Annotated in this window: 11 protein-coding genes; 2 read left to right on the plus strand and 9 right to left on the minus strand. The window is 62.2% G+C overall.

Annotation, left to right across the window (positions count from 1 at the left end):
- The 3 genes from B3849_RS03620 to B3849_RS03630 form a co-directional block, all read right to left on the minus strand.
- The coding region (locus B3849_RS03620) for a hypothetical protein (RefSeq protein WP_286779824.1) at positions 1 to 1391 on the minus strand (1391 nt) is incomplete at its 3' end.
- 118 nt (positions 1392 to 1509) lie between these two features.
- Positions 1510 to 3264, minus strand: coding sequence for a glycosyltransferase family 2 protein (locus B3849_RS03625; protein WP_286779825.1), 1755 nt, complete (start codon positions 3262 to 3264; stop codon positions 1510 to 1512).
- Positions 3265 to 3339: 75 nt separating this feature from the next.
- Positions 3340 to 4194 (minus strand): hypothetical protein, encoded by an 855-nt coding sequence (locus B3849_RS03630; RefSeq protein ID WP_278424751.1) that lies wholly within the window; start codon positions 4192 to 4194, stop codon positions 3340 to 3342.
- 166 nt (positions 4195 to 4360) lie between these two features.
- On the opposite strand from B3849_RS03630, the gene B3849_RS03635 reads away from it, so the two are divergent.
- On the plus strand, positions 4361 to 5377 hold the full coding sequence (locus B3849_RS03635) for a glycosyltransferase family 2 protein (protein WP_278424750.1): 1017 nt from the start codon (positions 4361 to 4363) through the stop codon (positions 5375 to 5377).
- Between the two features lie 79 nt (positions 5378 to 5456).
- Here B3849_RS03635 and katG read toward each other — a convergent pair whose 3' ends face one another.
- Complete coding sequence (katG, locus tag B3849_RS03640) at positions 5457 to 7673, minus strand: catalase/peroxidase HPI (RefSeq protein ID WP_278424749.1); 2217 nt, start codon at positions 7671 to 7673, stop codon at positions 5457 to 5459.
- A 164-nt stretch (positions 7674 to 7837) separates the two neighbouring features.
- Between katG and B3849_RS03645 the strand changes: the two genes are divergently transcribed.
- On the plus strand, positions 7838 to 8719 hold the full coding sequence (locus B3849_RS03645; RefSeq protein ID WP_278424748.1) for a hydrogen peroxide-inducible genes activator: 882 nt from the start codon (positions 7838 to 7840) through the stop codon (positions 8717 to 8719).
- A 28-nt stretch (positions 8720 to 8747) separates the two neighbouring features.
- Here B3849_RS03645 and B3849_RS03650 read toward each other — a convergent pair whose 3' ends face one another.
- From B3849_RS03650 to B3849_RS03670, 5 genes are all read right to left on the minus strand, one after another.
- Positions 8748 to 9908 carry a lytic murein transglycosylase gene (locus B3849_RS03650; RefSeq protein ID WP_278424747.1) on the minus strand — a complete coding sequence of 387 codons (1161 nt, stop codon included), beginning with the start codon at positions 9906 to 9908 and terminating at the stop codon, positions 8748 to 8750.
- A gap of 93 nt (positions 9909 to 10001) precedes the next feature.
- Complete coding sequence (locus B3849_RS03655; RefSeq protein ID WP_005852196.1) at positions 10002 to 10475, minus strand: CreA family protein; 474 nt, start codon at positions 10473 to 10475, stop codon at positions 10002 to 10004.
- 67 nt (positions 10476 to 10542) lie between these two features.
- Positions 10543 to 11970 carry a DUF6880 family protein gene (locus B3849_RS03660; protein WP_278424746.1) on the minus strand — a complete coding sequence of 476 codons (1428 nt, stop codon included), beginning with the start codon at positions 11968 to 11970 and terminating at the stop codon, positions 10543 to 10545.
- Positions 11971 to 12027: 57 nt separating this feature from the next.
- A complete protein-coding gene (locus tag B3849_RS03665) occupies positions 12028 to 12780 on the minus strand; it encodes an adenosylcobinamide-GDP ribazoletransferase (RefSeq protein ID WP_278424745.1) in 753 nt (250 codons plus the stop codon).
- Positions 12780 to 13112: nicotinate-nucleotide--dimethylbenzimidazole phosphoribosyltransferase (locus B3849_RS03670; RefSeq protein WP_286779826.1), on the minus strand; the 333-nt coding region annotated here is incomplete at its 5' end. The genes B3849_RS03670 and B3849_RS03665, both read right to left, overlap by 1 nt.

Below are 13112 nucleotides of genomic sequence, written 5' to 3' on the forward strand. Positions count from 1 at the left end.
CGGCTGGCATAGCAGAACCCGTCGCGCAGCGCCCCTCGATTGGCGGGCATCCCGTCGTCGCTGGGTGCGGCCCCGATGGCATAACACAGCGTCAGCCCCTCCCCCGTCGGAGGCTTGTCACAGGTGATCAGCAGATCGTTACGGTCTTTGGCATCAACTTGCACGCTGGTAATCTTGGCACCGGCACTGTCCCCTTCAAGGCGGAAACCACAGGCACCACCGGCATTCAGCGGGTCGGCGGCATCCAGCACAAAGGGGCCCATCCCCTCCCCGCGGCAACGGATCACGCTGGGGTTGTCGGGCTCACGCTCTGCCAGCAGAAGAACGGGACAGTTCCACGGTTGGTCGCTGTTGCGCGCCTCGATCGCGCAGGCCTCCATCTCGGCCATTTGCAGCCGCGCGATATCTGTGGGCCGGCCAAATTCATCCAGCGCGAACATATAGCCCGGTGCCGCGTAGACGTGATCGTGCCCGCCCTTGTTCCATGCCAAATCCCACTGCGCGCGCAGCACGTCCGAGTCCGATACATCCCGCGTCCCTGCATCAAAGACAGCCGTAAATAGCGGCTTGTGCAATCCGTGGTCGGCGAAGATATCCGTGATACGGCGCATCAGCGCGTGCATGGCGGCGCACCATTCGGGCCCCGTGCTCAGAACATCTTCGAGCGTGAAATCAAGCCCCACAGACAGCACCTTGGCCGGTTTACCCAATGCGCGCGCGGCGGCACGAAGGTTGGCGACCGTTTGATGAAAGCTGGTAAAGGCGGCCCCGTCGATCAACGCGGTGATGCTGGCGCTGCTGTCGGTTTCGGTGCGCGCATATAGCAGTGGCAAGGCCCGGTGCTCCGCGTGTCTGCGACGCAGAATTTCGTCGGCGATCAGGCTGTCGCGGGTCTGTTCGGTCAGGCGCTGCATCAGGTCAGTGGGTGCCAGCGTTTCTGTCCCCGCAGCCCCAGCGGGCCCCAAGTCGTCACCGGTGGTCACCACATGGTAGGGGAAGGACAGTGTTTCATCTGCAGTCACCGCCCGCCGCGTGCCCCCGATGGCCAGAACGCCAAAGACCGCGCCCGACGTGTCGGCAATAATGTCAGGCGCGCTGGCGTCCGGGGCGGCGGTGATCTTGCGCCGGAATTGCCGCGTGCCTTGGGCACCGGGCAGGTTCGCGTCAAACACATACCATTCCCCCTGCTCTCGAAGGTTCCACGCATCGACATCGCCCAACACAGCCGCATCGACGGGCAGCACCTGACCTCCGGCGGGCAGGCGGCGGTGGATATCCGCGATGACGCTGTCCGAGAGGTTCAGGCGCAGGCCCGTTTCGTCAAAGCCGATCACATCGCCGTTCTTTGCCCGAAGAAGGACACCGCGTTTACTGGGGGCGTGGTCTGGCATTTGATACGTTCCTATTGGCGGGTCGGGCGCCGTTTCGCGCCCCCTTCAGCATCGTTTATGTCACCATCCCCGAGGCGGCAAAAGCACCGCAGCCGCCATCCCCTTCGGGAAAGCAGTCTCAGGTCGCATGGGCAGCCTGCTTTGGCTCGATGATAACAAACTCGGGCATGCTTTGGTCCTGGTCGGGCGAAAGGCTCGGGTCCTTGACCTTGCTCCGTTGTGCGTGGAACGCGGCCACGGCAGGCCCGAACAACACGACACGCGTCACAGGGCCAAGCGTCACCCGGCTGAGCAATTTGCCGCCCAGTTCCTCGTAGCTGATGCGCAGAACATCCGGCTGATGGTCCGCGATCATCTGGTTCACCCGCGCAAGGGTTTCGGCATCGTTGTCGCAGATCACCGGCGCGTTGATCATGGACAAACGGTCGCCCATTTCAAGCGCGTTATGGTCCAGCACGTCGCGCATGATCGCAAACCGCGAGCTGTTATCCTCCTGCGCGAGGACCGTCGCACCTGACACCGTTTGCGCGGCATGGATCGACAGAAAACCGATCCCCGCACCAAGGTCGAGCACCTTTTGGCCATCCTCGACCATACGCCCGGTCATGCGCGCCATACGTCTTTGGTATTTGCCGCGCATCACAAGCTCGAGCGTGCTTTGCGCAAAGATACGCACATCCGCAGGCAGGGCGATGTCGTGGTTGGGCACCCAGTCCACCGCCGTTTGAACTGATACGTCAATGTCGCCCGGAACGAACCCGTCGCCGCCCTCTGCGACATCCGCGAATGCGGCTTCCGGCACGCTACGGCGTTCCTCGGCGGGGCGGTCGGCGACGTTTTTCTCGACCTGAGACATCAGCTTGGCGATCTCTTCGGGGTCGCGGGCCTTGGGCGGCTTGGCCACGATCTGCGTGATCGGCACCTCGGATGCCTCAAGCAGCGATTGCTTCAGCTCTGCATAGGCGTCGGTCGCGCGGTATTCTTCAAGCCGTGCCTCGACCTTTTCGATGGCGGCATAATGGAGACGCGACAGAACCGGATCAGTCAGCAGCTCGTCCATGATCTGCTTGCGCCGTTCAGTATAGCGCAGGATCTTGTCGTCATAGACCTCGTTGCGGTCCTGCAGCGACCAGTAGTCGGCGTTATACTTGTCTTTCTTGTTGTTCACATTGCCGCGAAACTTGCGGATCGCATAGCTGTCGACCGATTTGACCGCATAGTGGTTCATCTGCGCCCATTGATAGCCCACGGTGCGCCGGATCGACCGCCAGCCGCGGAACTTGAAGTAATCCTCCATCGGCTGGCCGGATCCGTTGAGCCATTTCACAGTGTCGGGAAAGCCGGTCTCCAGATGCTTGTTCTTGATCGACGGCCGATGGATGCCGATTTTCCATTTATCAGGGTCAAACTTGAACAGCGTCTTGACGCCCCAGCCCTTGTTCCACGTTGGCGGTGCCGCATAGAGGTATTGTTCGGTCACCGGATCGCGCGACCAGTCGACCACATTGCCAGAGCCGAAGATGCGCCAGGTGATCACGATGCCGTTGGCATCCCCTGCCGCGTCCAGCATCGGGTCCAGCGTGCCGTCACCATAGTTGATGCAGAGAAATTCATCGGCATCGAACATCAAGATCCAGTCGGCCTCGGCGACTTTGGGTTCGGCCTGCGCATATTTCATCGCCGATGGCTGCGGCTTCACACCTTCGGGGATGTCGTTGCGCCGGTGGTAGCCCAGACCCAGCTCTTCAAGCCGGATCAGCATGTCATCGGTGCCATCGGAACAATCGTTTGTGTAAACGAGTATCTTGGTGAACCCCACGGCAAGGTGATGGGCATACCACTCCAGCAGGAATGGTGCCTCGTCCTTCATCATAGAGATGGCCAGCAGCTTGCCGTGCCGGCTGGTGTGCGGTTTCAGATTGATGGCAAAGGCCCTTCGTAACGCGGCTTAACGCAGCGCTTTGGACGGGTCGATCCCGATCTTCTCGCACATCCGCGCGGCATAGGAACCGGGCAGAGGTTCGTTCTTTTCCCACCACGGTTTCGTGCCATTGGTATAAAGGTGCACAGATAGGGTTTTGTCCGTGAAATGCCCTTCGACGCGGCCATGCGGGTCATAGAAGATGTCGTTCAACTGAAACGGCACCGGATACAGCACCTCGCGTTCGCTGGCTTTTTCATACTGGCCGGTCTGCTTGGCGAAATAGGTGAACGCCTGCGGGCCAAAAGCCGTACGCTCGGCGTTATAGATGCGGTGCGCGTGGGTCAGTTTGGGGTCTTGGCGGTCGTATTTCTTGCGCTGGTTCTTGTTCCACCATGCGGGATAGTCCGGCAGGTTATCGTAGTAATCCAGCAGTTGATCCATCAACTCGCATTCCTGCGGCAGCCCCACCACACCACAGTTGAGCGCGCCGGACATGCCGTGGCGGCCAAAGATATATTCCTGATCCTCGGGGAAAGGCTGGTGGCAGAAAGCGTCACAGTCGATCCAGATCGCGCCGGTCTTCTGGATCATCTTGTAGCGGAACACGTTCGACAGGAAAGAGGCGCTGGTCGCGGCGACCAGCTCGCGGTCAATATCCATGATCTCGGACGCGGGGCGAACCTCGACCCCTTCGGGGGCGTTGTCCACTTTATCGGCGCAATACAGGATCGTTTTATGACCCGCAACGACATGGGACTTGAGGCAAAGCTGGTTCAGATAATGAAGCTTTTCGCCAATCCAAAGGGAGGCGACAGGGCGACGGGTGTTCATGATATAAGGGGCCTCTCTGGTGGCGCGAAACGCGGGGCTGAAATGCACCGTGGTGGTTTCAAATACATTGGCAGAACGATAGCTTAGCCGACCCCGGCTTGTAAACAATCCTAAGCCGGCGCGGCACGGCCCGTGGCAAAGATTGACTTGCCCTGACCCGCATGAGAGTCATTTGCCCAACCTTTGATATCCTGACCCAAGGGACCGCCCGCCCGTGACACGTATCCTTGCCGTAACCTGCATGCGCAACGAAGGGCCCTATTGCCTAGAATGGATCGCGCATCACCGCGCGGCGGGGGTGACGGATTTTCTGATCTTCACCCATGATTGCACCGATGGCACGCCGGCCTTGCTGGACCTGCTGGATGATGTGACCCATGTGCCCTTCACCCCGGAGGGCGACACATCGGTGCAATGGCAGGCCATGCGTCTGGCCGACCGCCACGACCTGATGAAACAGGCCGATTGGGCGCTGTTTTTCGACGCGGATGAGTTTCTAACCCTCGCAGCACCGATGCGCAGGCTGCCCGATCTGATCGCCTCTGTCCCCGCGGATACCGACGCGATTGCCCTGCCGTGGCGGTTTTTCGGCGCGGACGGGCAAGAGGCGTTGCAAGATATGCTCAGCCCGCTGCGGTTTCGCCATGCGGCCCCTGATCCGTTCTTTCTGCCTGCGGGAAGCTTCTTCAAGACCCTGCACCGACCCGCTGCCTTTCAGAAGCTCGGCGTGCATCGGCCCAAGAAAAAGCGCGGTGTCAGCCCGCTGTGGAATCTCGGCGGTGTTCAGGCCGCCCCTGGGGGCTTTGCCGAAAATGATAACCGGATCAATCTGTTCGGCGTGATGCAGACCCAAGCGCGCGCGCGGCTGAACCACTATTCCCTGCGCTCCGCGGGCGAGTTTATGGTCAAACGCGGGCGCGGCCTGCCCAACCGGACGACAAAGCGGCTGGATCTGCATTACTGGGCGGAGCGTAATTTCAACACCGTGACTGACACGATGATTGACCCGATGCTGGACGCCACAATGGCAGAGGTCACCCGCCTGCGCGCCCTACCCGGTGTCGCCAATGCGCACGCGCAGGCGGTGCAGTGGCACCATGACAGCTTTGCCGCATTGATGACCGATCCGGCAGAGGTGCAATTCTACTGGCATCTGCTGTTGCTGGGCAGCAGCACCCCGCCCACGGCAGAGCAGGCACAGGCGCATCTGCTGCGTCACGCGGGCAGCTAAGCCCCGTTACATTGACACCACGACATAAAAAAGGGCGCGACCGGATACCGGCCGCGCCCTTGGCACTCGTTACCTACCCTTAGGCGAGGTCAAAACGGTCGAGGTTCATCACCTTCGTCCAGGCGGCGATGAAGTCGGTCACGAATTTGTCTTTCGCGACATCACCTGCATAGACCTCTGCAATCGCGCGCAGCTGCGAGTTCGACCCGAAAAGCAGATCAACAGCGGTCCCGGTGTGTTTCAGTTCACCCGTGGCGCGGTCGCGGCCTTCATAGATGTCGTCCGTCGCGGTCTCTTCCGCCTTCGACCACACGGTGCCCATATCCAGCAACGTGGTGAAGAAGTCGTTGTTCAGCGTGCCGGGCGCATCGGTGAACACGCCGTGTTTGGCGCGGCCCACGTTCACGTCCAGTGCACGCATCCCCCCGACCAGAACCGTCATCTCTGGCGCGGTCAGCGTCAGAAGCTGGGCACGGTCGACCAGCAGCTCTGCCGTGGTGACCGAATAGCGGGTCTTGGCAAAGTTGCGGAAACCGTCGGTGACGGGTTCAAGATAGGCAACGGAGTCAACTTCGGTCTGTTCAAGCGAGGCATCGCCGCGGCCCGGTGCGAAGGGGACGGTCACGTCGTGGCCCGCGTCCTTGGCGGCTTTCTCGATCCCGGCGGCACCGGCCAGCACGATCAGGTCAGCGACAGAGATTTCTTTGTCCCCCGACTGCGCGTTGTTGAAGTCTGCGCGGATCGTTTCCAGCACGCCAAGCACTTTGGCCAACTGATCGGGTTCGTTCACCGGCCAGTCTTTCTGCGGTGCCAGACGGATGCGCGCGCCATTTGCACCGCCGCGCTTGTCGGACCCGCGGAATGTCGCGGCAGAGCCCCAAGCGGTGGCCACCAGTTCCTGAACGCTCAGCCCCGACTCCAGCACTTTGGCTTTCAGCGATGCCACATCTGCGTCATCGACCAGCGTATGCGTCACGGCGGGGATCGGGTCCTGCCAGATCAGCTCTTCGCTGGGAACGTCCTTGCCCAGATAGCGGGCAATCGGTCCCATGTCGCGGTGGGTCAGCTTGAACCATGCACGGGCAAATGCGTCGGCGAATTCCTCGGGGTTTTCGTGAAAGCGCGTGGCGATCTTGAAATACTCGGGGTCTTCGCGCAGCGCGAGGTCAGAGGTGAACATCATCGGCGCGTGACGTTTGGACGGATCATGCGCATCCGGCACGGTCCCTGCGGCGTCGCCGTTCTTTGGGGTCCACTGTACGGCACCGGCAGGGCTTTTGGTCATTTCCCACTCGAGCCCGAGCAGGTTGTCGAAATAGGTCATGTCCCAGCTGATCGGGTTCTGCGACCATGCGCCTTCAAGCCCGCTGGTCAGGGCGTGGATGCCGTGGCCGGTCTCGTGCTTGTTGGTCCAGCCAAAGCCCTGAGCTTCCAATGGCGAGGCTTCGGGATCGGGGCCGGCATTCTCGCCACCCACGGCACCATGCGCCTTACCAAAGGTGTGCCCCCCGGCAATCAGCGCGACGGTTTCGTAGTCGTTCATTGCCATCCGGCCAAAGGTGTCGCGGATGTCATTGGCCGACCCTTGCAGATCGGGTTTGCCGTCCGGCCCTTCGGGGTTCACATAGATCAGGCCCATCTGCACAGCGGCCAGCGGGTCTTCCAACGCGCGTTCCTGGCTGTAGCGTTTGTTGCCCAGCCATTCGTCTTCGGGGCCCCAGTAGACGTCTTCTTCGGGTTCCCAACGGTCCACGCGGCCGCCGGCGAAGCCGAATGTTTTCAGCCCCATCGATTCCAGCGCGATATTGCCGCACAGGATGATCAGGTCGCCCCAGGAAATCTGGTTGCCGTATTTCTGCTTGATCGGCCACAGCAGGCGGCGCGCCTTGTCGAGGTTGGCGTTATCCGGCCAGCTGTTGAGCGGCGCGAAACGCTGCGTGCCCGTGCTGGACCCGCCACGGCCATCCGCTGTCCGGTAGGTGCCTGCCGCGTGCCATGCCATACGGATGAAGAACGGGCCATAGTGACCATAGTCCGCGGGCCACCAGTCTTGCGAATCCGTCATCAGCGCATGCAGGTCAGCCTTGACCGCATCAACGTCGAGCTTCTTGAACTCTTCGGCATAGTCAAAGTCTGGCCCAAGCGGGTTCGAATCGATGGTGTTCTGGTGCAGCAGCTTGAGGTTCAGCTGGTTCGGCCACCATTCGTTCAACGACCGCGCACCGCGGTTTGAGTTGCGGCCGTGGCTGCCGACGACCGGGCATTTGCTGATGTTTTCGACGTCATTTCCGTCCATGGTGGTCTCCGATGTTATCTGTCTGGTGCGCGGTTTTGCACCGCGTCACGGGGGATGGATGTCGGGGGCACGATACGGTCTGCCCCGTCTTTCTGGAATTGTTCTAACAGCAGTTATTGATTAGTTTAAGTTGGCATTTCCTATCAGTTTGATAAAAATAAACTATGACCAACATTACCCTGAAACAGCTTCGCTACTTCGAGGCCGTTGCCCATCACCGTCACTTTGGCCACGCCGCCGAGGCCTGCGCGATCTCGCAGCCCGCCTTATCCGTGCAAATCAAGGAGTTGGAGCAGAACTTGCAAACGCCCCTCTTTGATCGCGGCGGGCGGAATATCACGTTGACCAGCTTTGGCGTAGATTTCGCGCCGCGCGCGCGGGCGATCCTGCAGGGGGTGGACGAGCTTCAGGATATGGCGCGCGCCTCCAAAGACGGGCTGATGGGCCGGCTGAGAATCGGCATCATCCCCACCATCGGCCCCTATCTGCTGCCCTCGATCATCACCAAGCTAACCCAGATGAACCCCGCGCTGGATATCCATGTGCGCGAAACCATGACCCCGCGACTGATCACCGAGCTGACGGAGGGGCGCATCGACACTGCCATCGTCGCCCTGCCCGTATCAGAACCCTCCCTGACCGAAGTCACCCTGTTTGACGAAAAATTCATGCTGGTGCGCCCCGAGGCTGATCGCGACAAGCCGGTCCCCAGCAGCGCACATTTGAACGAGATGAAGTTACTGCTGCTTGAGGAAGGGCATTGCTTTCGCGATCAGGCCCTGTCGTTTTGCAATATGCAGTCGGAAACCGCGCGCGAGGGTCTGGATGCGAGCTCCCTGTCCACGCTGGTGCAGATGGTTGGTGCGGGCATCGGCGTGACGCTGATCCCCGAGATGGCCGTCGCCGTGGAAACGCGGTCGGCGCAGGTGGCGGTCAACGCCTTCCCCGCGCCCGAACCGACGCGCCGTGTGGGGATGATCTGGCGCAAGACCAGCCCGCTGGCCAGCAAACTGTCCGAAATCGCCGACCTGATCCGCCCGAGCTAAGCGGGCGGATTATCCTTTCATCGCGGTATCAGCCCAACCGCGCCAGCAGCTCGCGCGACGGGTCACCGGTTGCGGGCAGCCCCTGGCTTTGTTGATAGGCGGTGATCGCCTTGCGGCTGTTCGGGCCGATCACACCATCGGTGCCGTCTGTGTCAAAACCGCGGGCGGTCAGCCGTTCTTGCAACGCCTTGCGGTCGTCAATGGTCAGCCCGTATTTATCGGGGCCAAAGCTGGCCTGAATAGGCCCACCCCCAGCGATACGGTCCGACAGATGCCCGACGCCAATCGCGTAATTGTCCGAGTTGTTATAGCGCTTGATCGCCTTGAAGTTGTTAAAGATCGCAAAGCGCGGCCCGCCCGCATCCGGCTGGAGGATCTGCACCGGTGTGGCAGAGCTTGCCGCCGCGGTGCCCATCTCTGCGCCCCATTTCTGGCCGGACTTCCAGCCCGACTTCGCCAGATAGGCGGCGGTGGAGGCAAGTGAATCCGACGGGTCGTCAGACCAGATGTCGCGTTTGCCGTCGCCGGTGAAATCTACCGCGAAGGATTGATAGGATGTGGGGATGAACTGCGTGTGGCCCATGGCGCCGGCCCAGCTTCCGGTCAGACCGGCAGCCGAAACATCGCCGCGCTCAAGGATACGCAGTGCCGCAATCAGTTGTTTCTCGAAAAAGGCCCCGCGACGACCGTCATAGGCCAGCGTCGATGTCGCCGACACGACCGGCACATTCCCGCGCCGTTCCCCGTAAAAGCTTTCCAGCCCCCACACGGCGGTGACGACTTCGGCAGGCACGCCGTAGCGCGCCTCTATCTGGCGCAACACGCCTTGGTGGCGCGCGAATGCTGCGCGCCCTTTGGTGACACGTTCGTCCGATGCCGCAATGGCAAGGTAATCTTCAAGCGAGCGGCTGAATTCCGTCTGGTTGCGGTCCCGTTTGACCACCCCCGGCAGATAGCCCGCCCCTGCAAAGCCGCGACGCAGCGTGCTGTCGGAAATCCCCTGCGCCGCAGCGCGTGACTTGAACGCCGAAACCCACGCGTCATAGCCCGCGTTCGGTTGGGGTTGCAGGTCCGGTGCCAGCCCCGCATCGCTGCGCGGCGCAAAGTTGCCTGCCCTGTTGCCGGAGCTACAGGCCGCAAGACCCAATGCTGCCACTCCGACGGTGAAACTTCTTCGAGAAATGCTCATACTGCCCGCGCCCTTGTTTGTTATGACTTCGGCATAGAATAGCCGAAGCATGGGGGCGGGCAAAGCGGATGATACGCCTTGGCAAAGCTTTGCCTATTTGGTCGGCACATAGAGCGGCACGGTCGACATCGACATTTTGGCAGATCCGTTCTGCACATCGCGCGCGTGGCTGATATAGACCAAGGTGTTGTTTTCCTCGTCGAAAATCCGTTTGACCTTCAGCGTCTTGAAGATCACGGAGCGGCGCTCGCTAAACACCGTCTCGCCCTCGTCATCGCGCGAGATGTCCCCAATCTCGATCGGGCCGGTCTGGCGGCAAGAGATGGAGGAATTCGACGGGTCCTCGAACCAATTACCCTTTTGCAGCCGGTCGATCAGACCGCGTTCAAAATAGGCCAGATGGCAGGTAACGCCCTTGACCTCGGGGTCTTGGACCGCCTCTACCACGATGTCATTGCCCAGCCAGTCCACATCGACATTGCCCACCACATCAGCGGTAGCTGCAAGAGGAAGGGCAAAGCCAAGGGCGGCAATGGGGGCGAAGGCGGCGCGTTTGAAAATACTCATGCATCCATACGCGCGGCGTGCCTGTTGGTTCCCGCGTCGCCGCAAGAAAAGACCCAGCACGCGCAGATCAGGTGACCCGCGTCCAGAACCCCGCCTTATGGGCATAGCGTTTGCGCAGGCGCCGGACAAAGGCGTCGTGGCTTTCGAAAGCTCCGTAATCCTCGATCTCGATATCCGCGGCGGCGCAATCCATCAGGTGATCTGCCGCCTGCGCGTACCGCGACTTGGCGCTTTCCCACAGCGCGGCTTCGATCATGGCGCGCCAACACAGCGCTGCCGCTAGGGGATAGCGCGCCCGCAGCGCATCGGCGGCATCAGAGAGCGGGGCGACATGGGTGCCGTTCAACGTCTCGGCGCGCGCTTCGATCATCGCTGCAAGCCCGCGCAGGTCGGGCCACGCGAGGAAAAAGGCGATCGTCGCGTTGAGATCCTTGAACGTGGCCGCATGGGCCTTGGCGGCCTCCTCCACCTCAAGATCATCGAAATCCGGGAGCTGTTTGAGGTGCGCCCGCAGCATCTCGGGGTCGAGCGTTTCGGTAAAACAGCGCCAGCGGTGGGCTTGCGCCTCGTCCTCGCGCCCCGATGCGATCAGCGCGTGGATATAGGCCGCGTCCCATGCCTGCCGCCCCGCCTCTTTCCCCTTGGGGCGCGCGCCCTCAAGCACCTCACGCGCGGCATTGTGATTGCCAGCAGCTGACCAGAGCGCCGCCACCTCGACCGCAACGGTGGGCCGCGCCAGATCGCTGGGTGAAAACAGCGAGATGTAGGTCTCCGTATCCCCCTGCGCCAAGGCCACCTCGCGCAGGTGCATCTGGACAAAGCGTTTTTTGCGTTGTGCGGCGTAGTTTGCATTGCGCCCGCGCAGCTCGCGCAGGAATTGCAAGGCGGGGTGATCCTCTGTCGCGTCCAGTGGCGCGGCCTCGAAGGTCTGGATCAGCCCTTTCAGATGTGCGAGCCCGCTGTCGCCCAAGGATGGGGCCATGAGCGTGATAATCCCGTCAAAAGCGCCATCCGTATTCCCCTGCACCGCCTCCCACGTGCGTTCCGCCAGCGCGATCGGGTCCAGCGGGGCGCGGGCGGCAATCTGGCTGATCTCAGCAAGCGCATCAGCAAAGACGGCCCCCACGTCCCCCTTGCTGTCGTCCACCCGATCCATGACCGAAGGGGCAAGCGCTAGAAACTCCCACAGCAGGTCGAAGGCGTCGGCGGGGGCGTCTGGGGCGATCTTGTCGATGATCATCGCGGATTGGGTGCGCAGGTCTTTGATCAACGCCGTCCGCTTGCGCCACCCGACATAGCTTTTGGCCCGCCGGATCGTGACCAGCCGTTTGCGCACATCACGCGCGAGTTCAGCGGGGCCGAGGTTGTGGCTCAACTCAAGCCGCAGACGACGTTTCATATCGGCACTGCCGGTGCTGACCTCGATCAACAGTTCGGCCAGCCGCTCCGCCCCGAGGGCGGCAAGATTTGCGGTGTTCAGGGTCTTTTTCGACATGGGCCCTTGCTACATCGGATTTGCGGCCGGTCAAAGGGGGCGCGCGGCTCGAAGGCCTCAGGCAAAGAGATAGACGGTGACGCCCCAGCCCGCCAGTTCGGCCAGTTTCTGCATCGCGCCGATCACGTCGCCGGTCTGCCCGCCGATTTGCCGCAGCGCCAGCGCCGCTACCAGCGCGGTGGCCACGACGACCCCCGCAAAGATCACCGCCGCCGCGCCAAAGCCCAGGGGCAGCAGCCCGATCAAGCCAAAGGCGACCGCGATATAGACGCAAGTCGCCGGCACCTGCGCCGCGCCGTGCCCCAGCCCGTCGGTTCGCGCGGCGGGCATCCGCGCCAGCCAGAACGGCAGCATCGCGCGGCTGGCCATCGACAGACCAAGCGCGGCAGGCACGACCAGTGCAGGATGATCCAGCCGTGCGATCAGCGCCACCTGCAGCGCCACCGTCAGGATCAGGGCCATCACCCCGTAGCTGCCAATGCGGCTGTCGCGCATAATCTCCAGCTTGCGCGCGCGGGTCTGTCCGCCGCCGAACCCGTCGGCCATATCGGCCAGCCCGTCTTCGTGCATCGCACCGGTCAGCAATGTCGCGGCAAAAATCAGACCAAGGGCCGCAACCGTCGGACCAAAGCCCGCCGCGTGCAGCGCCCAGTAGATCAGAGCGGCTGGCAGCATCGCGACCGCCCCCGCCAAAGGCCAGCCCCAGGCCGAGGCTCCTGTCGCGGGGATCGGATCGCGCAGATATCCCACGGGGATACGGGTCAGCAGCAGCATCGCCAGCCGCGCCTCTGCCACCCGGGCGCGCAGCATCAGCCGTCCGCCACGCCGGCTTCGGCAAAGGTCGCCATGCCGCTATGGCACGCCAGCGCCGAGCGCAGGATACCAAGCGCCAGCGCGGCACCCGATCCTTCGCCCAACCGCATGTCGAAATCGAGCACGGCCGTCTTGCCGATCGCATCCAGCAGACGTTTATGTCCGGGCTCGACGCTCAGGTGCCCGATCAGACAATGGTCCAGCGCCGCAGGGGCCAGCGCGAAGAGCGGTGCGACAGAGGCGGTGCAGATGAACCCGTCAAGGATCACCGGAATACGCCGTTGCCGTGCGGCCAGCACCGCGCCGCAGATCGCCGCCTGCTCGCGCCC

Origin of the sequence: Sulfitobacter sp. UBA4523 (genome assembly GCF_002388305.1) — a bacterium.
GTDB classification, from domain to species: Bacteria; Pseudomonadota; Alphaproteobacteria; order Rhodobacterales; family Rhodobacteraceae; genus Sulfitobacter; species Sulfitobacter pontiacus.